The 19,806-nt window shown below is 61.8% G+C and carries 22 protein-coding genes; 10 read left to right on the top strand and 12 right to left on the bottom strand.

Translation table 11 applies throughout. The features are described 5' to 3' along the window. Nucleotides 1–88: 88 nt before the first annotated feature. The gene (locus LNV09_RS18360; protein ID WP_263558521.1) at nucleotides 89–1,012 is read left to right on the top strand and encodes a fasciclin domain-containing protein; all 924 of its coding nucleotides are present in this window, start codon (nucleotides 89–91) and stop codon (nucleotides 1,010–1,012) included. A gap of 21 nt (nucleotides 1,013–1,033) precedes the next feature. Here the strand turns inward: LNV09_RS18360 and LNV09_RS18355 are convergent, their stop codons facing one another. Then, a complete protein-coding gene (locus tag LNV09_RS18355; protein ID WP_263558520.1) occupies nucleotides 1,034–1,669 on the bottom strand; it encodes a DNA-3-methyladenine glycosylase I in 636 nt (211 codons plus the stop codon). 85 nt (nucleotides 1,670–1,754) lie between these two features. On the opposite strand from LNV09_RS18355, the gene apaG reads away from it, so the two are divergent. Together apaG and tlpB are read left to right on the top strand one after the other, a co-directional pair. Further along, complete coding sequence (gene apaG, locus LNV09_RS18350; RefSeq protein WP_263558519.1) at nucleotides 1,755–2,129, top strand: Co2+/Mg2+ efflux facilitator ApaG/CorD; 375 nt, start codon at nucleotides 1,755–1,757, stop codon at nucleotides 2,127–2,129. Further along, the gene (gene tlpB, locus LNV09_RS18345) at nucleotides 2,129–4,147 is read left to right on the top strand and encodes a transporter-like protein TlpB (protein ID WP_263558518.1); all 2,019 of its coding nucleotides are present in this window, start codon (nucleotides 2,129–2,131) and stop codon (nucleotides 4,145–4,147) included. The genes apaG and tlpB overlap by 1 nt, the downstream gene beginning before the upstream one ends. Here tlpB and LNV09_RS18340 read toward each other — a convergent pair. Then, nucleotides 4,144–4,275: a hypothetical protein gene (locus LNV09_RS18340; protein ID WP_263558517.1), complete on the bottom strand. Its 132-nt coding sequence runs from the start codon at nucleotides 4,273–4,275 to the stop codon at nucleotides 4,144–4,146. The genes tlpB and LNV09_RS18340 overlap by 4 nt on opposite strands. Here LNV09_RS18340 and mltA point away from each other — a divergent pair. The 3 genes from mltA to LNV09_RS18325 all read left to right on the top strand — a co-directional run bounded on the left by mltA (nucleotide 4,274) and on the right by LNV09_RS18325 (nucleotide 7,648). Continuing rightward, a complete protein-coding gene (gene mltA / locus LNV09_RS18335) occupies nucleotides 4,274–5,476 on the top strand; it encodes a murein transglycosylase A (RefSeq protein WP_263558516.1) in 1,203 nt (400 codons plus the stop codon). The two genes, LNV09_RS18340 and mltA, sit on opposite strands and share 2 nt — an antisense overlap. A 521-nt stretch (nucleotides 5,477–5,997) precedes the next feature. After that, nucleotides 5,998–6,828: a 2OG-Fe(II) oxygenase gene (locus LNV09_RS18330; protein ID WP_263558515.1), complete on the top strand. Its 831-nt coding sequence runs from the start codon at nucleotides 5,998–6,000 to the stop codon at nucleotides 6,826–6,828. Nucleotides 6,829–7,147: 319 nt separating this feature from the next. Next, the gene (locus tag LNV09_RS18325) at nucleotides 7,148–7,648 is read left to right on the top strand and encodes a potassium channel family protein (RefSeq protein WP_263558514.1); all 501 of its coding nucleotides are present in this window, start codon (nucleotides 7,148–7,150) and stop codon (nucleotides 7,646–7,648) included. A gap of 68 nt (nucleotides 7,649–7,716) precedes the next feature. Here the strand turns inward: LNV09_RS18325 and LNV09_RS18320 are convergent, their stop codons facing one another. After that, on the bottom strand, nucleotides 7,717–8,655 hold the full coding sequence (locus LNV09_RS18320) for a DedA family protein/thiosulfate sulfurtransferase GlpE (protein WP_263558513.1): 939 nt from the start codon (nucleotides 8,653–8,655) through the stop codon (nucleotides 7,717–7,719). A gap of 41 nt (nucleotides 8,656–8,696) precedes the next feature. After that, on the bottom strand, nucleotides 8,697–9,023 hold the full coding sequence (locus LNV09_RS18315) for a DUF427 domain-containing protein (protein ID WP_505190996.1): 327 nt from the start codon (nucleotides 9,021–9,023) through the stop codon (nucleotides 8,697–8,699). Nucleotides 9,024–9,037: 14 nt separating this feature from the next. On the opposite strand from LNV09_RS18315, the gene LNV09_RS18310 reads away from it, so the two are divergent. The 3 genes from LNV09_RS18310 (at nucleotide 9,038) to LNV09_RS18300 (ending at nucleotide 11,375) form a co-directional block, all read left to right on the top strand. Further along, nucleotides 9,038–9,277, top strand: coding sequence for a hypothetical protein (locus LNV09_RS18310; protein WP_263558511.1), 240 nt, complete (start codon nucleotides 9,038–9,040; stop codon nucleotides 9,275–9,277). A 42-nt stretch (nucleotides 9,278–9,319) separates the two neighbouring features. Next, nucleotides 9,320–10,210: a TIGR02285 family protein gene (locus tag LNV09_RS18305; protein ID WP_263558510.1), complete on the top strand. Its 891-nt coding sequence runs from the start codon at nucleotides 9,320–9,322 to the stop codon at nucleotides 10,208–10,210. Nucleotides 10,211–10,514: 304 nt separating this feature from the next. Beyond that, the gene (locus LNV09_RS18300) at nucleotides 10,515–11,375 is read left to right on the top strand and encodes a hypothetical protein (RefSeq protein ID WP_263558509.1); all 861 of its coding nucleotides are present in this window, start codon (nucleotides 10,515–10,517) and stop codon (nucleotides 11,373–11,375) included. Nucleotides 11,376–11,379: 4 nt separating this feature from the next. On the opposite strand, the gene LNV09_RS18295 is transcribed toward LNV09_RS18300, so the two are convergent. Beyond that, nucleotides 11,380–13,059, bottom strand: a complete 1,680-nt coding sequence (locus LNV09_RS18295; RefSeq protein WP_263558508.1) for an NAD(P)/FAD-dependent oxidoreductase — start codon at nucleotides 13,057–13,059, stop codon at nucleotides 11,380–11,382. 155 nt (nucleotides 13,060–13,214) lie between these two features. Beyond that, complete coding sequence (locus LNV09_RS18290; RefSeq protein ID WP_263533648.1) at nucleotides 13,215–13,382, bottom strand: hypothetical protein; 168 nt, start codon at nucleotides 13,380–13,382, stop codon at nucleotides 13,215–13,217. An 86-nt stretch (nucleotides 13,383–13,468) separates the two neighbouring features. Here LNV09_RS18290 and LNV09_RS18285 point away from each other — a divergent pair, with 86 nt between their 5' ends. After that, nucleotides 13,469–14,053 (top strand): hypothetical protein, encoded by a 585-nt coding sequence (locus tag LNV09_RS18285; protein WP_263558507.1) that lies wholly within the window; start codon nucleotides 13,469–13,471, stop codon nucleotides 14,051–14,053. 2 nt (nucleotides 14,054–14,055) lie between these two features. Here the strand turns inward: LNV09_RS18285 and LNV09_RS18280 are convergent, their stop codons facing one another. From LNV09_RS18280 to LNV09_RS18255, 6 genes are read right to left on the bottom strand one after another with little or no spacing between them, the layout of a single operon-like run. Continuing rightward, nucleotides 14,056–14,430 (bottom strand): methylglyoxal synthase, encoded by a 375-nt coding sequence (locus tag LNV09_RS18280; protein WP_411969314.1) that lies wholly within the window; start codon nucleotides 14,428–14,430, stop codon nucleotides 14,056–14,058. A gap of 37 nt (nucleotides 14,431–14,467) precedes the next feature. Then, nucleotides 14,468–15,238 (bottom strand): ABC transporter ATP-binding protein, encoded by a 771-nt coding sequence (locus LNV09_RS18275; protein ID WP_263558505.1) that lies wholly within the window; start codon nucleotides 15,236–15,238, stop codon nucleotides 14,468–14,470. After that, nucleotides 15,238–16,164, bottom strand: coding sequence for an ABC transporter ATP-binding protein (locus LNV09_RS18270; RefSeq protein ID WP_263558504.1), 927 nt, complete (start codon nucleotides 16,162–16,164; stop codon nucleotides 15,238–15,240). Before LNV09_RS18270 ends, LNV09_RS18275 begins: the two co-directional genes overlap by 1 nt. After that, a complete protein-coding gene (nikC, locus tag LNV09_RS18265) occupies nucleotides 16,161–17,093 on the bottom strand; it encodes a nickel transporter permease (RefSeq protein WP_263558503.1) in 933 nt (310 codons plus the stop codon). The genes LNV09_RS18270 and nikC overlap by 4 nt, the downstream gene beginning before the upstream one ends. After that, nucleotides 17,069–18,082: an ABC transporter permease gene (locus tag LNV09_RS18260; RefSeq protein WP_263558502.1), complete on the bottom strand. Its 1,014-nt coding sequence runs from the start codon at nucleotides 18,080–18,082 to the stop codon at nucleotides 17,069–17,071. The genes nikC and LNV09_RS18260 overlap by 25 nt, the downstream gene beginning before the upstream one ends. Before the next feature lie 2 nt (nucleotides 18,083–18,084). After that, the gene (locus LNV09_RS18255) at nucleotides 18,085–19,692 is read right to left on the bottom strand and encodes an ABC transporter substrate-binding protein (protein WP_263558501.1); all 1,608 of its coding nucleotides are present in this window, start codon (nucleotides 19,690–19,692) and stop codon (nucleotides 18,085–18,087) included. Nucleotides 19,693–19,806 lie beyond the last annotated feature (114 nt).

The following is a 19,806-nucleotide window of genomic DNA, read 5'->3' as shown; positions in this document are numbered from 1 at the left end:
ATTAGTTCACATTCTTGACCAGCGCTTCATTCAAGCTGCTTCGCCACCGAATTCGCCCTACTTCAAATCCCAACATCACGCCCACACCATGATGAACTGGCTCAAACCCACAGACTCAGCCTTGCCGGCACAGCGCTTGCAGCGGCCCATGCCGGCAAATCTGCTGGAAATGCCCGCACGCGCACTGCGCCATCCGGCTGCGCTGGACTTGGGCGATGGCTGCTGGCGCGAAGCCCTCCAAGCCGCCGGGCTCAGCAGCCTGCTGAACAGCACGGGCACGCTTGCACTGCTGGTGCCCAGCGACCGCGCCTTCATGGACTTGCTGCATGAACTGAAGTTGAGCTGGCCCGAGCTCTGCGCGGACCTGCCGCGCTTGCGCCAGATCTTGCTGGGCCATGTGCTGCTGGATGGGCTGACCCTGGCTTCAGCCCGGCCGGGCACACTGCTGCGCACCGCGGGCCAAGGCATCTTGCAGCTGCTTGGGGATGGTCGCCTGCGCGACGCTCAAGGCCGGCATGGCCAGATCCTCGGTGTACTCGCCCCCCAACCTGGGCTTACTCCGGCCGCCCATTTGATCGACCGCGTGCTGCGACCCGCCGAGCGCGGCCTCTTGGAGCTGCTGGCCGACAGCCCTGCGCACAGCGAATTTCTCAGCGCGCTGCACCGCACCGGCCTGAGCAGTTGGCTCAGCGGCGGCGGCCCCATCACCGTTTTGGCCCCCTGCAATAGCGCTTGGACTGCGCAAGTGAAAGCCGGCCGGCATGCCACCGAAGAGTTTCGTGTGGAGGCTCTGCTTGGCCGCCACCTCGTAGCAGGCCGCTGGCTCAGCGATGAAATGCCCTGGGGCGGCCACCTCCCCAATCTGGGCGGTGAGGCCTTGAGCCTCAGCCCCCTGGGGCTCATCAGTTGCGCCCCCTCAAGCTGGACCAAACCCCAGGCGCTGCACCCGAGCAGTGACCGGATTGCCAGCAATGGCGTGCTGCACCGCCTGGCCTGCCCCCATGGCGAGTGAAGCAGGCGCGGCCCAGCCTGTTCAGGCCCGCAAAACGACCTTCGGCGGCTTAAAACCCTGGCGCGCCTGCTCGACCCGACTGCGCGTGACGCAACCCAGCGCATGGTCGTTGAACAAGCCCATCGATTGCATGAACGCATACATGGTGGTGGGCCCGACAAACTTCCAACCGCGCCGCTTCAAGTCCTTGGAAAGCGCGCGTGAGGCCTCCGACTCGGTTGCCATCACCGGCGCGGCCGCCGCAGCCGGCTCAAAGCTCCAGATATACGCCGCCAGGCTGCCTTGCTCGGCCACCAACTCCTGGCAGCGTTGCGCGTTATTGATGACGGCCTCGATCTTGCCGCGATGCCGCACGATGCCGGCATCCTGCAGCAAACGGGCAATATCAGCGGCATCGAACCGGGCCATGCGCTCGATCTCGAAATTGGCAAATGCGGCCCGAAACGCGGCCCGCTTGTTCAAAATCGTGCGCCAAGACAGCCCGGACTGAAAGCCTTCAAGGCATAGCTTTTCAAACAAGCGCCGGTCCTCATCGACAGGGAAGCCCCACTCGTTGTCGTGATAGTGCAAATAGCCGGCATCGCCCGCTGCGGCGGCGCACCACAGGCAACGCGGCTGGCCATCGTTTGGCAAGAAAAGGGGCTGGGTCGCACTCATGGCTTGATGTCGAAGTCGGCTTGAACCTGCGCAGCATAGCGCCCTCTATCAGGCGCGGGATTGGCGGCGCCCCTAGAATCAGCCCATGGCTAATCCGCAACTCAAATGCACGGTGCTCGTGCAAGTCCTGCCCGAGCAGACCGACGCACAGCAAGGCGTGCACGCCTTCAGCTACCAGATCACGCTGGAGAACACCGGCGACATCGCCGCCCAAGTGATCGCGCGGCATTGGCACATCATTGATGCGCGCGGCTTCGAGCAGACCGTTGACGGGCTGGCTCTGGTCGGCCATCAGCCGCTGCTCGCACCCGGCCAAAAGTTCCAGTACAGCTCCTGGGCGCAGATCGCCACTCCGCAAGGCAGCATGCACGGGCGACTGCTTTGCGTGACCGAAGAGGCCGAAATCTTTTACACCGAAATTCCCGAATTCATGTTGGCCGATAGCGGCGCGCTGCACTGATGTTCGGACTCTTTCAAGCGGCTCCCGGCTGGGATTTGACCGCGCTGCTGAACGCGGCCGAGCCACGCGCAGCGCTGGCCACGCGCAATCTCTGGCTGGCACGTCTGCTTGAATGGCTGCGCCACCCGGTTTCCCGCGATGAAGCCAGCACCGGCACCACGCTGCTGCCGGTGTTGCGACTCAAGCACTTGCTCAATGTGCTGGAGCGTAACCCCGAACATGCACAGGCTTTTGCCGGCGTCTTGAACTCGATTTGGCGCGATGTTGACGCTATCGGCCTGTTTGCCGATGTCGGCTTCGCGCCGCGCGTGGCCTTGTGGGGCGAGTTTTTGCACCGCTTGCGCCAACACCTGCTGCCTAACACGGCTGACACCACCGACCTGGCTGAGTTGTTCAATCTGCTCTTCCCTGACGAGGCCGACGAGCAATGGCTGCTGGCGCTTGACGATGAACTGCTGCTGCGACTGAGCCGGCTCATGCAGGGGCAAGCGCAAAGCAAAGATTGGCAAGCACCGATGCTGAGCGGCCTGACCACCCTGGTCAGCTCGGTGCGCGCCGAAGGCTTGTCCGCGGCGCTGCGCCGGCGCATGAGCGCCGATTTGCTGGCCAATCAGCCCTTTGAGCAATTGGCGAGCGCTTGCGACGATATGGTCGACGCATTGCGCGCCGGAGATGCGCACAAAACCGCACAGGTGCTGCAATACCTGCGCGCGCTGCTCGATGCCTGCCGGCGCGCGGCCGCCAGCATCCCCGACCACCTGGAGGCTTATGGCGTATCGGTCGAAATCGTCTTCGCACTGGAGCAAATGCAGGCACGCATTGAGCGCATCGAAACATTGCTGATCTGTTTGGTGGCCGAACAGCCGCAGCGCGAACTGGCGCGCTTGCTGGCCAACTTGGTGCGCGTGGTGCATGAGCGCCGCAGCATCATGCAGCTGTTCTCCAGCCACTACTCGCTGCTGGCGCGCAAAGTGGCCGAACGCAGCGCCGAAACCGGCGAGCACTACATCACCCGCGACCGTGCCGACTATGGCTCCATGCTCAAACATGCGGCCGGGGGCGGCGCCATCATCGTAGGCACCACTTTCGCCAAATTCAGCGTCATCGCGATTGGCATGAGCGCCTTCTGGACCGGCTTTTGGGCCGGCGCCAACTATGCGATGAGCTTTTTGATCATCCATCTCTTGCACTGGACGGTCGCCACCAAGCAGCCCGCGATGACGGCGCCGGCAATGGCTCAAAAGCTCGAACACATCGAGCGCGAGACCGATTTGGAGAGCTTTGTCGACGAGGTGGCGAATCTCTTGCGCTCGCAGTTCGCCGGCATACTCGGCAACCTGGCCGTGGTGGCGCCCACCGTGCTGGGGGTGCAGCTCCTCAGTCACTTGCTGTTTGGCGCGCCCTTGGTGGGCGAAAAATCTGCCCATTACGTACTGCATTCCTTGACCTTGTTGGGGCCCTCGGCACTGTTTGCGGCCTTCACCGGCGTGCTGCTGTTTGCCAGCTCTATCGTCGCGGGCTGGTTCGAAAATTGGTTTGTCCTGCACCGCTTGGAGAGTGCCATCGCCTGGAACCCGGCCATCATCGCGCGGCTGGGTGCCTCGCGGGCCCAGCGCTGGGCAAAATGGTGGCGCGACAATGTCTCCGGCGTCGCCGCCAATGTCTCCTTGGGCATGATGTTGGGCTTGGTGCCGGTGCTGCTGGACTTTGTCGGCCTGCCGCTCGATGTGCGCCACGTCACGCTCTCGACCGGTCAATTGGCAGCCGCCGTCGGCGCCCTGGGCCTGGATATCTTCCGTTTGGCCGACTTTTGGTGGTGCGTGGCCGGCATTGCGGTCACTGGCATCTTGAATCTGAGCGTCAGCTTTTACCTGGCGCTGAAGGTGGCGCTGCGTTCACGTGGCATCCGTTTGGCCGACCGCGCGCGTGTCAGCTCGGCCATCTGGCGGCGTGTGCGCGAGCAGCCACGCAGCTTTTTCCTGCCGCCCAAGGCCAGCCGCGATGCACCCGGGCCTTAGTCCTTGTTGTCGCTGGCGTCTTCAGCGGGCAGCCGCTCGCCGCCTTTGCGGCCGGAAAACATCGTCCACCAGATGATGAACACGAAAACACACAGGGCACCCAGTGCCTCCAGCAAAAGCAATGTCATGGCTGCGGCCACCTCGATGTTCAACAAATTCAATGCACGGCGGCAGGCTGCCGCAGTGGTCGCGATTCTAGGTGGCTTGGTCGCAGGCTGCAGCACGCCGCCCAAGCAGGCGCAACAGTCGGGCGCTGACGCCAAAACCACACTGACATTGCCCGCCGCCAATAGCGACCTCCAACAGCGCCAACGCGGCGTGCTGCTGCGCGAGCGCGCCCGTTGGATCGAAGCCGACTGGAGCGAGCTGCCCGGTTGGGGCAGCGACCGCGCGGCCGAGCTGTGGCCGGCGCTGCTGCGCGGCTGCGCCCGCCCGGCCGACGGTTTTGCCGAGGTCTGTGCCCAAGCCAAAAGCAGCGCTGCGCCGACCGACGACGCCCAAGCCTCGCTCTGGCTGATGCAGCATCTGCGGCCTTATCGGGTCGAGTCGCATCAAGGCGAAGCGCAGGGCTTGATCACCGGCTACTTCGAGCCGATGCTGGAGGCCACGCGCCGCCCACAGGCCAGCTTTCAAGTACCTGTGCATGCGGCGCCTGCCGACCTGATGCAGCGCCGGCCGTATTTCACCCGCCAACAAATTGAGTCCGATACGACGCTGCGGGCGCGCTTGAAAGCACAAGAGCTGGCCTTTTTGGAAGACCCGCTGGACTTGCTGGTGCTGCAGATCCAGGGATCGGGCCGCTTACGTATCAGCGACGCGAGCGGACGCTCGCAATGGGTTCGCATGGCTTTTGCCGGTCATAACGACCACCCCTACCAGTCGATTGGCAAGACCTTGATCGAGCGCGGCGAGTTGCGCCCCGGCGAAGCCTCCTGGCCGACTATTCGCGACTGGCTGCGGCGCAATCCTCAGTCCGCCAAAGAACTGCTGTGGAGCAACCCACGCTATGTCTTTTTCCGCGAAGAGGCCCTACCCGACCCGGCCGTGGGCCCGCGCGGCGCACAAGGTGTGGCCTTGACGCCGGGCCGCTCGATCGCGGTCGATAGAGGCAGCATTCCTTACGGCACGCCGGTCTGGCTGGATGCGACCGAGCCCTTGTCCAACCAGCCCCTGCGCAAGTTGGCGATGGCGCAAGACACCGGCAGCGCGATCGTAGGCGCGGTGCGTGCCGATTATTTTTGGGGCTGGGGCGGCGAAGCCGAGGCACAGGCCGGCCGAATGAAACAGCCACTCAGATTGTGGGCACTGTGGCCAATGAGCGGGATGTAGTGGTAGCAGCGGCTGCCAAACTAGTACGAACCTGGCCGTTAGGCCTTGGCGACTTTGAAGCCAAGCTGCAGTGAAAGAGGAACCCCGGCATGAGCGCGGCACCACCGCAAGGCTGAATGCGCGACGCCTGTCAGAGCGGCGTTGCGACCGCCGGGCCTCGCAAGGGGTTGGGCTCGGCCTCAGGGTTCGAGCACCAAGGGGAGTCGGAATGAGGCGCCAGGCGACTGAAATAGATTGCCAACAGCCGGTGCGAACCACTGACTCGGTTGGCAAGAGTTGTCGAACCCAAGCGCTGGCGATATTGAGAATGAGTTGGACTCGAATTTGATACTGAATTCAGAATTTTGGTATCTCCTCGTTGATCCCGCTCAATTTTCCTAGGCCATTAGCCGGGAACATGCTGGTTGCGCGAAACGAGATGTGCAGCGCCCAGCTCACGTAATTACAAAAAATACAGGAGTCAGACTCGACTGCGGCCTGCATTTGCTTCACAACCTTCTGAAGAAACGAAATGACAAATCATGGACCACGGGCAACTCCAAGTAAAAACCGCCGATCGTTTGCTGAACTTTGGTGGGGCAGAGTTTCGCTATGATCCTTACCCTATCGGGTTTGCTCGCGATGTTGTTCCGGATGCACTCTATAAAGAACTCGTCGAGAGTTTTCCGACGATTCAAAATCTGCGCAGGACCGAGAACCTAGGAAATAAATATCTACTGACCGAATTCGATGGCGAACCCTACTTGAACCTTGTGAGGGCATCCCCCTCATGGCAACGGTTTTACGCGTATATCAAGGGTACCGTCTTCATCGAGCAAATGATTGAAACACTGCGAGCGGCAAAAATGGACCTCGGATTGCAGTCCATTCCGATCGCCAATGCCAATGAGCTTGCCGATCCACTTGAATACTATTCGAGCAAAGTTGCGCGCAAAGCTAAGCATCTTTTACGCCTTGCAAGGCAGCAGTCGGGCCATCTCACTTCAAGATTTGAGTTCAGTGCTCTTCCCGGCAACGGTGGCTCTCATTACCCTCATACAGACACGCCGCGCAAAGTGATTTCGCTGGTGCTTTCCATGATGAAGGAAGGGGAATGGGATCCTGATTGGGGAGGAGGAACCACAGTCTGTCGCCCGAAGGATATGACTGATAATTTTAATTATCTGAACAGGTACCTAGGTTTTAACGATGTGGAGGTTATAGAGACATTTCCTTTTGTGCCAAACGCCTGCGTAATTTTCATCAAGACCTTTAACTCTTGGCACGCAGTCATGCCCTATGAAGCGACAGACGAGCGGGCGGTTCGAAAATCCATAACGATCAACATCGACTATACGGGAGGTCGCATTTAAGGATAGATAATCTCATTTTTCAAGGTTTTTAATTCCTCATATTTTCCGTCGCACTGGTGTCAGGGCTGCACCCAGCCCTCAATTTCAAGAAATCCCCTGAAAATTAGGTCCAGAGAAACCGCCCAGCGCCGACCGCTTGGTTTTGTGCGATGCCAAAATGGGTGTGGGTTGCTAGGCATGTTGCGATGACAGCATCAACATGTGCTGAACCGAAAATTCACTGCCCCGATACTCAGAAGTTCCCGGCTTGCCCGCGGACTATTTAGACAACAAAGGTGTGTATGCTGCAGCTCTCCAGCCCAAACATCACCCATGCCTGATGTCATTCAAGAACATCAATTGGCGGCAGATCCCGCTCTACACCTTGCTGTTCATGTTCGCTTGGCCATTTCTGATCAGATCGAAAATTCTGGACCCCGGCGGCAGCACGCTGTATTGGTTTATCGCCGCGACCTATATCAACTATCTGTCTTTCATTTTCAGCATCGCCTACGGCCAGCGCATGCAAATGGGCCTGCATCCGGCGCAAGCCGTCTGGCTTTTTCTACTCAGCAATATTTTGCTGATCCTGACCTTCGCGGCAGGCTGGCAGGTCTTCGATGTCTACGGCACAAGCGCGGGCTGCAACAACAACTCCGACTTTCTTGACTCGCTGTATTTCTCGACCACGATCTTCGCGACCGTCGGCTTCGGCGATTTCCTGCCCTGCAATGCACACGGCAAGATGCTCTTCATCGCCGAGTCCATCATCGGCTCGACCCATTTCGGCATTTTCATCACGCTCATTTTCAGCCGCGTGATTTTTCCGGCAAGAAACTGAGGCGGTCGCTGGGGATCAAGTCCTTAGGCAGGCTGGCCCACACCTCACCTCAATTCACTCAGCGCAACTCATTCAGCGCGCCCCGCTACCGCCCTCCCGGCCTCGTCCCAGCCATCCAGGCCGCCCACCAAGGCGCGGGCGCGGGTGATGCCCTGCTCGGCCAGCACCGTCACGGCCAAGGCGGCGCTGACCTCGTTGGGGCAGTTGCAATACAGCACCAAGTCGCGGTCGCGTGGCAGGCTCGCGGCGTGACGCTTGAGTTGATCGATGTCGATCAGCATGGCGCCAAGGATGTGGCGCGGGTCCACCGCGTGGCCGCCGGCGGCGCGCACATCGATGAAAACCGGCGCGGCGCCACTGTCTTGCAAGGCCGCGGCCTCGGCCACCGTGATGCGCCCGCCCAGGGTGCGGCGGGCGAAGCGTCGGCGCTGCCACAGGCGCCGCAACATCAGGCCAACCACCATCAAAGCCAGCGCCGCCAAGGCGACAAAACCCGCACTGGCCAGCATGTCCAGCACCTGCTGGATCTGGTCCGACAGCATCAGGCCCAAGAGCAGAAAAGTGCCGCTCCACAACAAACCGGCGACGAAGTCATAGGCCAGGAAACGCCGCCAGCTGAAGCCCAAAGCGCCGGCCATGGGAGCTGCCACCACCGAGATGCCCGGCAGGAATTTGGCCGCCAGCAGCGCTTGGCCACCCCAGCGCAGGATCAAGCCCTCGCTTTGGCGCACGCAGGCATCGGGCGACAGCGAGATACGGCAGAGCAACTTCATGACCCGGTAGCCATGGCGCCGCCCGGCAATAAACCAAATCACATCGCCGGCAATATTGGCCAACACAGCCGCCACCAGCGAGGCCATGCCTGAGAGCTGAGCATTGGCCGCCAGACCGCCTACCACCACTAGCATCGGTGCGGCCGGCAGCGGCAGCCCGGCGCGCGCTGCGAGCGTCACGAAGAACACCAGCAGCACGCCGTGTGCAATCAGCAGGTCAATCAGTTCACGCATGGGCTAGCGTCAGAACTTGCCAACGCCCCAAAGCATGTCCGTCACTCCTGCACCTGCACGCCCTTCCAGAACGCATAGTGGCCCTTGATTTCAGCGGCAGCCTCGGTCGGCTCAGGGTAGAACCAGACTGCGTCCGGGTTCATCTCGCCGTTGACAAAGAGGCTCAGGTAATGCGCCTGACCCTTCCAGGCGCAGCCGGTTCTGTGATTGCTGAAGCTCGTGTGCTCACGCTTGAGCGACTCGGGCGGAAAGTAATGATTGCCTTCGACGACGACCGTCTTGTCGCTCTCGGCCACGACCACACCATGCCAAACTGCTTTCATCTTGTCTCTCCGGCGACTAACACTATTGGCCGGACTATAGGACAGCCGACAATGCAGCGGTGAAACGCTACCATTCCCATCTCGACCGCGACATCTTTGTCACCTCAGGCTCAGCCAAGGACCTCGCTCCCGGCTCTTTCGGCATCTGTGCCATCGACGGCGGCGCACAAGGCTGGTCGGTGGTGCATATTGGCCCCGACGGCGACGCCGCGGACCTCGGCGGCGAGTATTATTTCGCTACCCCGGAGGAGGCGCTGGCGTTCTTAAAGGAACTGATCGAGATGCTGCAACAAAGCTGAACGGCCCCGTCGAGCAAGCAAGCATCCAAGGAGCCGAATGCCATGATCGACAAAGCCTTCGCGGCCGCACTGCTTTGCGCAAGCGTCTTGCTCGCGCAGGCGCAGGCACAGCCACAAGCGGCCACGGTCACGGTCACGGTTGACAGCATCACTTGGTTGAAGTCCGAGTCGCCCATGTCGAGAGACTTCTTGCGCAGCGTGGGCTCCGTCGACCCGATGCTTGAATTTATCAAGCAGCAAGTTCCGCAGGTCAAGCATCAGCTCATCACCGCCAATGCCAAGCGCAGCTGGCAATTGCTCCGCCAAGGGGTTCGGATTTGCATCGCTTCAGCGGTGCGCAATCCTGAACGCGAACGCATCGCCTACTTTTCGAACACCGAACTGACGCCGCCGCTGCGCCTGATCGTGAACAAAGACAAGGCGGCCGCCTTGCCCTTGAACAAATCCGGCGAAGTCGACTTGGCCGCGCTATTGAACAACACCCAGTTGCGCGGCGCTTTGGTGGACCAACGCAGCTACGGCACCACGGTAGACAAGTTGCTCGCCGAGCGCGCGCCCAACAAAGCCATCAGCGTGATGACGCCCAGCGACTTCGGCACTCAAGTCTTGCAAATGATCGCGCGCGACCGGGCGGACTACACCATCGAGTACCACCAGGCGATGTTGCTGGTTGAAGATCAGCAGCGAACCTTGCTGAGCCTGCCCATTGCAGGTATTTCCGAGCTGATGCTGGTTGGCGTGGCCTGCCCGCGCAACAGTTGGGGATTGGCGGCGATTCAGCTGATAGACGCGGCGCTGAGCACGCCGGCAGGTGTTGCGATGTTGAAGCAAACCCGTGCGCGCTGGGCCACTGGCGATGAACTGCAACGCTTTGCTGCGCAGATCGAAGCGTTTTACAAGATCCGCGCTCAAGCGACTCAGTTTGGCCCCTGAATCAAGCCCTGGCAATTTGGCCCGCCACTTGGGCCGGTATTTGCGCTGCCGCCCAGGCCTTGCTGCTGCCCAGCGCCGACCCAATTAGGACCAGTCATGCAGCCAGCGACTGTGAGCTGCATCCCGTGACCCTCGTTTGACTCCCCACCCAAAAAAGGAAAGGTCTCGCTTGGGGCCACGCTATAAAGAGCGCTTCAAGCCAAGGGCTTAGCACGAGGCATTGCTAGCGTTGCCTCGACTTCGCAGCCAAGAACTTGCTCTAAACTGAGCCGCACCAAGCCACTCAGACATGGAGGCCAAGAAAATGTACTTGCCTGCGCTGCTGCTGGGTTTGTTCGCATGGCCATTGACGGCTGCGGCTTCAACGGGCAGTTCGCTGCCCGACACGCCCGCACTTGAACGCATCGTCTGGATGAAGGCCGACGCGAAAGCCATCAATCCGGCGACGGCCTATCTCGTCGAGCGCCTGCCGGCGATCCAGCACGAATACTTGTCGGTGAACGCGCTGCGCAGTTGGCAGATGATTGAGCGCGGCGAACATGCCTGCCGCCCGCTGACGGTGCGCACTGCGCAGCGCGAGTTGCAAGCCTACTTTGCCGACACCCATCTGGCCCCGCCGGCGGAGCTGATCGTGCGGCGCGACAAACTGGCACTTGTGCCGCGCAATGCAGCGGGTGAGGTCGATCTGGGGCTGCTGATCAACAAAGGGGCTTTGCGCGGTGCATATGCCCGCGGGCGCAGCTACGGCGAGGCTATTGACCGCCTGCTGGCCAGCCAAGGCCAAAACAAGCAATTGGTCGACTATTCAATGGCAGGCTATGGCTCGCGCTTGCAAGACATGCTGGCGCGTGATCGCGCCGACTATCTGATCGAATCGAATGGCGCTTTGGCGCAGATGAGCGCCCGCAACATTGACGTCAAGCCCTTCGTCGATCTGCCCATCCAAGGCGCATCTGAGCCGCTGGTGCTGGGCATTGCCTGCCCTCGCACGGCCTGGGGGCTGGCCGCCGTCAAGGCGATCGACCAGGTGCTCGGCACGCCCGCCGGCGCGGCTCATATGCGAAAAACAAGCGCCGACTGGTTCAGCGGAGCGGCTCTAGAGCGACTGAAACCGCAAATCGAGCAGTTCTATCTGCGCCGCAGCAAGCCTCACTACAGCGATTGATTCCTCAAGATGGCTGCAGCATCGCCGCGCCCAAGGCCTCGGCCACTTCGATGCCGTCCACCCCGGCCGACATGATGCCGCCGGCATAACCCGCACCTTCACCGGCGGGGTACAGGCCTTTGACATTGAGGCTTTGATAGTCGCGGCCGCGCGTGATGCGCAGCGGCGAGGAGGTACGCGTCTCGACGCCAGTCAAGACCGCATCGGCCATGGAGAAACCCTTGATCTGGCGCTCGAAGGCCGGCAGCGCCTCGCGGATCGCTTCGAGCGCGTAGTCGGGCAGGCTGCCGTTGCCTTTTTGCTGCAGGTCAGTCAGCGTCACACCGGGCTTGTAGGACGGCTCGACATTGCCAAACACCTTGCTGCGTTGGCGCTTGATGAAGTCACCCACCAGCGCGCCGGGCGCCTTGTAGCCGCCTTCGCCCAACTCGTAGGCGCGGCTCTCCCAGATGCGCTGGAAGGCCATGCCGTCGAGGGGGTTGACGGGGCCATCTGCCTTGCCATCCTGGCGGTAATCTTGCGGGTTGATGCCGACGACGATGCCGGCATTGGCATTGCGCTCATTGCGCGAGTATTGGCTCATGCCATTGGTGACGACACGGTTGGGCTCCGAGGTCGCCGCCACCACCGTGCCGCCGGGGCACATGCAAAAGCTGTAGACAGAACGGCCGTTCTTGGCGTGATGCACCAGCTTGTAATCGGCCGCGCCCAAAATGGGATGGCCGGCGCTGGCACCGAAACGGGCGGCGTCGATGATGCTTTGCGGATGCTCGATGCGGTAGCCGATCGAGAAGGGCTTGGCTTCCATATAGACGCCGCGTTGATGCAGCATCGTGAAGGTGTCGCGCGCGCTGTGCCCCAGCGCCAGCACCACCTGGTTGCTGGCGATCTGCTCGCCCGAGGCCAGCGTCACACCGCGAATATGTTGACCATCGGGGCCATCCTCAATCAACACGTCCGAGACCTTCTGCTCGAAGCGGATCTCACCGCCCAGCGCCTCGATCTCGGCGCGCATCTTGATCACCATGGACACCAGACGGAAGGTGCCGATATGGGGCTTGTTGACGTAGAGAATCTCTTCCGGCGCGCCGGCCTTGACGAACTCGGTCAAGACCTTGCGGGTCAGAAAGCGCGGGTCGGAGATCTGGCTCCAAAGCTTGCCGTCCGAGAAGGTGCCGGCCCCGCCCTCACCAAATTGCACGTTGGATTCCGGGTCCAACTCACCCTGGCGCCACAGGCCCCAGGTGTCTTTGGTGCGTTGGCGCACGTCCTTGCCGCGCTCCAACACGATGGGGCGAAGACCCATCTGCGCCAAGATCAGCGCCGCAAAAATACCGCAGGGACCAAAGCCGATGACGAGGGGTCGCGGCGGTGGGCTGGCCTCGCCGTAGAAGCCAGCCGGCGCCTGAGCGACGAAGTGATAGTCGGTGTCCGGCGTCGGCTTGATATGGCTGTCGGCCGCAAAGCGTTGCAGCAAGTCCGCTTCAAGCGAGGCCGAGCTCAGTTCGCAATCGACCGTGTAGGTCAACACAATGGCCGACTTTTTGCGCGCGTCGTAACTGCGTTTGAAGACGGTGAAGGCCCGCAAGTCCGCATCGCTCACGCCGAGGCGCTGAACAATAGCGGGGCGCAGCGCGTCCTCGGCATGGTTCAAGGGCAGGCGGAGTTCGGTGATGCGAAGCATGGTGGTCGCTCAAGGGCTTGGGCTGCTAACCCGATCTACGATCTGATGAAAAGCTGTTGCAGAAATGACAAAAGGCCCCGTCCAGGGCCTCGTGTCAATTCTTATCGCGGGCACCAAATCCTTAGCGGACCTTGGTGCCACAGGGCTTAGGCCAATCAGCCGCCCTTGCTTGGGCGCTTGCCCGGGTTCTTCTTGCTGCGGGTGTGCACACCGCGCTCGAGGCTGCACTTTTGGCCGTGGCCGGCGGTGAAAGTCACGCCAACAGGAGCGGCAGGACGAGGAGTAGCACGACGAGCGGCTTCGGTGATGATTTTGTTGCCCATGAGTGGCTCCAGTACAAAGGATTGATAAAGCTGACAGCGAAGCTGAATGCAAAAATTCACCAACCCCTTTTCCACTCAGACGCTGCTTGAAGGCAAGCACGCTCAGCGGAAGCCGCAGTCACGATCGGGCCTCAAATGCGCCCAATTTCAACCCGGCTGAGTTGGAGAGAATCCGGCATTTTACTTTGGAAACGAGATTCGCCCAAGCTTCGGCCATATTTTTGTGCATCTGTGCCGGCCAGACGCTCATTTTGGCATTCAAAACGCCCCTTTGCGGGGCTGTGGGCGGTACTTCGCCGACCGCGCTTGCTGTGCTTGTGGCGCCGACGAACACTGGCGCAAGTCTTGGCCAACACACCCACCCATTGAGAATCCACCTGTTCACCGCTATTTTGACCATCGTTTTAAGCGGCTGCGCCAGCTCGCCTGCAGCTTTGCAGGCAGCCCAAGCCGAGCGTGAAAAAGTGGCCAACAACTTCGAGTTGACCGCCGATGGCTGGCAAAGCCTGGGCATCAACGAGGAACAACAAGCGCTGTACCGAAGGCTCGCCATCGAGGCCCGCAAGCCCAGCCCGAGCCCAGAGTTGGCACCAGACAGCCTGCTGAACCGGCTGATCAAGGCAGTGTTTGGCACAGCGCCCGGAACAAACCGGTACGCAGAAATGGACTGAGCTCAGACCATCTGTTGCGCCCAAGCCTGCAGCATCAACTCCGCCCCGGCGAGGTTGGTGGCGCAGGGCACATCGTGTACATCACAAGCGCGCACCAAGGCATTGATATCGGGCTCATGCGGCTGCGGCGTCATTGGGTCACGCAAGAAAATCACGCCATCCACCTCGCCGACCGCCAGGCGGGCGCCGATCTGCAGGTCGCCGCCATGTGGACCGCTGAGCAGGCAGTCGACCGTCAGGCCCAACTCCGAGATCAAGCGCCGCCCTGTGGTGCCGGTGGCCATCAAGCTGCAAGTTTGCAGCAGAGCGAGGTGCTTGGCGGCCAGGGCCACCATATCGTTTTTCTTGCCGTCATGGGCGATCAATGCGAGCTTCATGCCGCTCATCTTAGAGACTGGCGGTTACAGCGCAGCGTCAAGTCGAAGGCCCAGGAGAAACGCTGCGCACAAAGCCGGCCGAGGCCTGCATCAGCTGGCGGGTGTAGTCGGCGCGCACATGCCGGGCGGCCAAGTCAGCGGCGCTGAGGCTCTCGACCTCAAGCCCCTGACGCATCACCATCAGACGCTCACACAGATGGGTGACCACGGCCAAATCATGGCTGACCATCAGAAACGTCAGGCCGCGTTCGGCGCGCAGGCGCTCCAGCAGATTCAAGACCTCGGCCTGCACCGAGGCATCGAGCGCCGAGGTCGGCTCGTCCAGCAGCAAGACCTTGGGCTCCAGAATCAGCGCCCGCGCAATCGCCACCCGCTGGCGTTGGCCGCCGGAGAGCTGATGCGGATAGCGAAAGCGAAACCCTTTGCCCAGCCCGACCGCGTCCATCACCGCCTCGATGCGCCGCTCGGCGTCTCCTATCGCGTGGATAGCCAGCGCCTCGGCCAACATGCTGTCGACCGTCTGGCGCGGATGCAGCGAGCCATAAGGATCTTGAAACACCATCTGCACCGCCCGCCTGAAGGCCTTGCTGCCGGGCGCGGGCAACTCACAGGCACCGGTCAACTGCACTGAACCTGCGGCCAAGGGCGCTAGGCCGCAGATCGCACGCAGCACGGTGGACTTGCCCGAGCCCGACTCGCCGACCAGGCCAAAGCTCTCGCCTGGTGCGAGTTCCAAGTTCATGTCCTGCACGGCGGTGAAGGCGCCAAAGCGCACCTGCAGGCCGCTGACTTTCAATCCGATGCCCATCATGACTTCCAAGCTTCCTGGCGCTGCAGCGTCGGCAGCGGATGGCGCGGCGCGCCAAGCTGTGGCAAGCAATTCAGCAGGCCTTGCGTGTAGGGGTGCTGGGCCGCATGCAGCTCGCTGGCCTTGATCTCCTCGACCACCCGGCCCGCATACATGACCAGGATGCGGTCGCAAAACGTCGCCACCAGGCGCAGATCGTGCGAGATGAAGATCAGGCCCATGCCGCGCTGGGCAGCGCCGGGCCGTCCCAAGCCGCCCGACTCCCCTTGGGGGACGGCCTGCGCTTCGCGGAGGCCTAGGGGCCGATCAGCCCTTACCAATCTGTCAAGAATGCCCAGCACCTGCAATTGCACGGTGACATCCAAGGCCGAAGTGGGCTCATCGGCAATCAGCAACTCGGGCTCGGCGATCAGCATCATCGCCATCATCACGCGCTGGCCCATGCCGCCCGACACCTCGTGCGGATAGAGCCGGGCGACGCGCTCGGGGTCATCAATCGCCACATCGGCCAGCGCCTGCATGACGCGCCGCTGCACCTCGGCGGCACCGAATTTCTGATGCGCAAGCAGGGTCTCGGCAATCTGCGCGCCTATGCGCATCACCGGGTTGAGCGAATATTTGGGGTCCTGCAAGACCATCGCAATGCGCCGGCCACGCAAGCTGCGGCGCTCGTTCGGGCTGCAAGCCAAGAGATCAATGCCGTCAAAGCGCAAGCGATCCGCAGTGACCCGCGCCTCGGGCGCCGACAAGCCCATGATCGCTCGTCCGGTTTGCGATTTGCCCGAGCCCGACTCGCCCACAATCCCCAAACGCTCGTGGCCGAGCTTGAAGGACACGCCACGCACCGCCTCGCTGAAAGTGCCGTCTCTATTCGGGAAGCTCACCCGCAGGTTCTCGACTTCCAGCATGTTTTTCGATTCACTCATTCGCCCGCCTTCGGGTCAAGCGCGTCCCGCAAACCATCACCGAGCAGGTTAAACCCCAGGCTGACAATAAAGATGGCAAGACCTGGCCCCGCCGCCACCCACCATTGATCCAGCACATATTGCCGGCCGGCGGCAATCATCGCGCCCCATTCGGGGCTGGGTGGCTGCGCACCCAGGCCCAGGAAGCCCAAGCCGGCGGCGGTCAAGATGATGCCGGCCATGTCAAGCGTTACGCGTACGATCACCGAGGGCAGGCACAGGGGCATGATGTGGCGCCACACAATCCGCCAGCGCGAGGCGCCCAGCAGTTGCGCGGCGGCGATGTAATCGGCATGGCGAATCGTCAGCGTCTCGGCGCGGGCAATGCGGGCATAAGCCGGCCAGGAGGTGATGGCAATAGCCAGCACCGCGTTCTCGATACCGGGGCCTAAAGCGGCCACAAAGGCCAGCGCCAGGATCAGGCGCGGAAAAGCCAGAAAGATGTCAGTCACGCGCATCAGCGCGGCGTCTACATAGCCGCCGAAATAGCCGGCTACGGTGCCCACCACCAAACCAATCGGCGCGGCCAGCATTGCCACCAAGCCGACCACAAACAAGGTGATGCGCGAACCGTGCAGGATGCGCGACAAGATATCGCGGCCCTGGTCATCGGTGCCCAACCAATGGGCGGCGGACGGCGGCAGCAGGCGCGTCGTCATCAGGTCGCCGACATTCGGCGCGTAAGGCGCCAGCCATGGCGCCAAAGCTGCCACCAGCACGAGTCCGAGCACGATGGCAAGACCCAACAGCGCCAAGCGATTACGGGCAAAGGCGCGCCAGCCGGCATAGGCTCGCCCAAAGGCAGCCTGCCGGCGCGAGCTCGGCTGCTCGCTCATCAACCATGCATGCAAATCAGCAGCGCCGCTCATCGGGTACGGGGATCGAGCCATCGATACATCAAGTCAGAGAACAGATTCAAAGCAATGAAGATGGAACCCACCACCAGCGTGCCGCCCAGCACCGCGTTCATATCGGCGTTCTGCAGCGAGTTGGTAATGTAGAGGCCCAGACCCGGCCAAGCGAACACCGTCTCGGTCAAGACCGAGCCCTCCAGCAGGCCGGCATAGGACAGTGCAATCACCGTCACCAACGGCACGGCCGCATTGCGCAACGCGTGGCGCCAGATGATGCTCGCCTCGCTCAGGCCTTTGGCGCGCGCGGCCACGATGTACTCCTGGCTCAGCTCCTTCAACATAAAACTGCGCGTCATGCGGCTGATATAGGCAAGCGAAAAATAGCCCAGCAAAGCAGCGGGCAGGGCCAGATGGGACAGCGCGCTCCTGAAGGCTTGCCACTCGCCCGCCAAGGCGCTATCCACCAGCACCAGGCCGGTGACGGTCGGTACACTGTAAGCGAAGGCAATGCCGATGCGCCCCGGGCCACTGACCCAATCGAGCTTGGCGTAAAACAAGACCAGGCCCATCAGACCGAGCCAAAATATCGGCACCGAATAGCCGATCAATCCCATGACCCGCACCAGCTGGTCGGCAAAGCGGCCCCGCCGCACCGCCGCCCACACGCCTAGCGGCACGCCCACGCTCACGCCAATCAGGATGCCCACCGTGGCCAACTCCAGTGTCGCCGGGAAGACGCGGATGATGTCATCCAGCACCGGCCGCGCGGTCAGCACCGAAGTTCCGAAATCGCCCTGTACCACCTTGGCTACGTAGCTGCCGAATTGCTCCCACAGCGGCTTGTTGAGGCCCATGGCCTCGCGCATCTGCACCATCTGGTCCTCGCTCGCGCGGTCACCCAGCACCGCCAGGACCGGATCCACCGGCACCACGCGGCCGATAAAAAAGGTCACGGCCAAAAGGCCCAGATAGGTCAGCCCGACCACCGGCAAGAAGCGCAAAAAAGCTTTGGCAAATGTCTTCATCTTTAGCGCTTGCTCACCGGGACCATATAGGTGGTGTCCGAAGTTGGCCCCAGGCGAAAGCCCTGCACCTCTTTGCGCAGCCCCGCCACCTGCGTTTGCTGGAACAGCATCACAAAGGGGCTGGCTTTGCGGAACTCGGCCTGCAGCGCCGCATACATCTGCACGCGCCGCTCGCCGTCATGCTCCAAGACAGCGGCGTCTGTTTGACGCGTTAGCTCGGGAATGTCCCAGCTATTGCGCCAACTCAAGGGCTTGTTCTTGGCGCCGTCGCTGTTGTCGGGATTGCGGGTGAAGGTGTCGGCATTGCTGTGCGGGTCCCAGTAGTCGGTGCCCCAGTCGCCGATGAAGATATCGTGGCGGCGCTGGCGGTACTTGGTCAGCACTTGCTTGCCGTCGCCGGGGATGATCTCGATCTGAATACCGGCGCGCGCGGCAGTTTGCTGCACCGCCTCGGCAATGCCCATCACCGGTTGAATGGTACGCACATCCATGGTGATTTTGAAACCCTCGGGCAAGCCGGCCTTGGCCAGCAGCGCTCGCGCCTTGGCTACATCGAGCTTGTAGGGCTGCTCATTGCTGGCACCCAAGAGCCCCTGCGGCAGAAAATTCTGATGCGGTACACCGATGCCTTTGATCAAGGTGGCGCCAATGGCTTCGTAGTCCACCAGCCACTTGAAGGCCTCGCGCACCTCGGGCTTGGCCAGCAATGGGTTGCGCTGATTCAGGCTGATGTAATACACGACGCCTTTGGCTTGCTGCGTCAGCTTGATGTCCTGGCGCGCGGCCAGCGGCCCCAAATCCTGCGGCGCCAGATTGCGGGCAATGTCCACATCGCCTTTTTCCAGCAGCAGGCGCTGCGTGGCGGCCTCCTTCACATGGCGGTAGATGACGCGAGCCAAGGCCGGCTTGGGGCCAGAAAAAAGCTCGTTACGTTCGATCACCAGGATCTCGTTGGCGCGCCAGTCGCGCAGCTTCCAGGGGCCGGAGCCGGCATGATTGAGCTTGAGCCAGGCGGCGCCCATATCGCCATCTTTCTCTTTGGACAAGAGCAGTTGTTTGTCCACGACCGAGGCCACTGTCGCGGTCAGGCAGTTCAAGACAAAGCTGGGCGCGAAGGGCTTGGCGATCAGCAGCTTGAGCGTCAGCGGCCCGGTCTGCATCACGCGCTCGGCCACATTATTCTTGCTCAAGCCCAACTGCGTCAGGATGAAGGCCGGCGTCTTGTCCATGCGCACCGCGCGCTGCCAGGAGAACACCACATCCTCGGCACTGAGCGGATTGCCGGAGGCGAAACGCAAGCCCGGCTTGAGCGCGAAGTTGATTTCCAGCCCATCGGCCGAGATCTGCCAGGACTGCGCCAGCACGCCAATGATGCGGCTGGGTTCATCCAGATCAAAGCCGACCAAGCGCTCATAGGTATTGCCCAGGATCTCGGCACCGGAGAGCTCGAAGGACGTGGCCGGGTCCATGCTGGTGATGTCATCGAAAGCAAAGGCCTGCACCAGCGTGTCCTTGGGTGTGCCGACATGGCCGCAAGCGGCCAGGCTACCCGTGGCCAGCAGCATGGCGCTGGTCAGCAGACGACGGCGATCAGGATTTGGAGAACTCATGCGGGAGGGGCTGCAGCGAAGGCCCGCATTGTGCGGCAAGAACAAACGCCTCTCGCCAAACATCCAAGCTGCGCATACGATACCGCAGCCCGTTCCCAAGCGGGCATTGCAAAG

This window comes from Paucibacter sp. B2R-40 (genome assembly GCF_025717555.1).
Lineage (GTDB): Bacteria > Pseudomonadota > Gammaproteobacteria > Burkholderiales > Burkholderiaceae_C > Paucibacter_A.
Note: the sequence above shows the minus strand (reverse complement) of the source record. Positions and strands in the feature narration are given on the sequence as shown.

Coding starts and splice junctions, on each gene's coding strand:
- LNV09_RS18280 (WP_411969314.1), bottom strand. CDS start 14,430: ATGAAGCTCGCATTGATCGCCCATGACGGCAAGAAAAACGATATGGTG.
- LNV09_RS18300 (WP_263558509.1), top strand. CDS start 10,515: ATGTACTTGCCTGCGCTGCTGCTGGGTTTGTTCGCATGGCCATTGACG.
- LNV09_RS18330 (WP_263558515.1), top strand. CDS start 5,998: ATGGACCACGGGCAACTCCAAGTAAAAACCGCCGATCGTTTGCTGAAC.
- LNV09_RS18295 (WP_263558508.1), bottom strand. CDS start 13,059: ATGCTTCGCATCACCGAACTCCGCCTGCCCTTGAACCATGCCGAGGAC.
- LNV09_RS18340 (WP_263558517.1), bottom strand. CDS start 4,275: ATGACATTGCTTTTGCTGGAGGCACTGGGTGCCCTGTGTGTTTTCGTG.
- mltA (WP_263558516.1), top strand. CDS start 4,274: ATGGCTGCGGCCACCTCGATGTTCAACAAATTCAATGCACGGCGGCAG.
- LNV09_RS18270 (WP_263558504.1), bottom strand. CDS start 16,164: ATGAGTGAATCGAAAAACATGCTGGAAGTCGAGAACCTGCGGGTGAGC.
- LNV09_RS18255 (WP_263558501.1), bottom strand. CDS start 19,692: ATGAGTTCTCCAAATCCTGATCGCCGTCGTCTGCTGACCAGCGCCATG.
- LNV09_RS18290 (WP_263533648.1), bottom strand. CDS start 13,382: ATGGGCAACAAAATCATCACCGAAGCCGCTCGTCGTGCTACTCCTCGT.
- LNV09_RS18275 (WP_263558505.1), bottom strand. CDS start 15,238: ATGGGCATCGGATTGAAAGTCAGCGGCCTGCAGGTGCGCTTTGGCGCC.
- LNV09_RS18260 (WP_263558502.1), bottom strand. CDS start 18,082: ATGAAGACATTTGCCAAAGCTTTTTTGCGCTTCTTGCCGGTGGTCGGG.
- nikC (WP_263558503.1), bottom strand. CDS start 17,093: ATGGCTCGATCCCCGTACCCGATGAGCGGCGCTGCTGATTTGCATGCA.
- LNV09_RS18320 (WP_263558513.1), bottom strand. CDS start 8,655: ATGCGTGAACTGATTGACCTGCTGATTGCACACGGCGTGCTGCTGGTG.
- LNV09_RS18355 (WP_263558520.1), bottom strand. CDS start 1,669: ATGAGTGCGACCCAGCCCCTTTTCTTGCCAAACGATGGCCAGCCGCGT.
- LNV09_RS18360 (WP_263558521.1), top strand. CDS start 89: ATGATGAACTGGCTCAAACCCACAGACTCAGCCTTGCCGGCACAGCGC.
- LNV09_RS18305 (WP_263558510.1), top strand. CDS start 9,320: ATGATCGACAAAGCCTTCGCGGCCGCACTGCTTTGCGCAAGCGTCTTG.
- apaG (WP_263558519.1), top strand. CDS start 1,755: ATGGCTAATCCGCAACTCAAATGCACGGTGCTCGTGCAAGTCCTGCCC.
- tlpB (WP_263558518.1), top strand. CDS start 2,129: ATGTTCGGACTCTTTCAAGCGGCTCCCGGCTGGGATTTGACCGCGCTG.
- LNV09_RS18325 (WP_263558514.1), top strand. CDS start 7,148: ATGTCATTCAAGAACATCAATTGGCGGCAGATCCCGCTCTACACCTTG.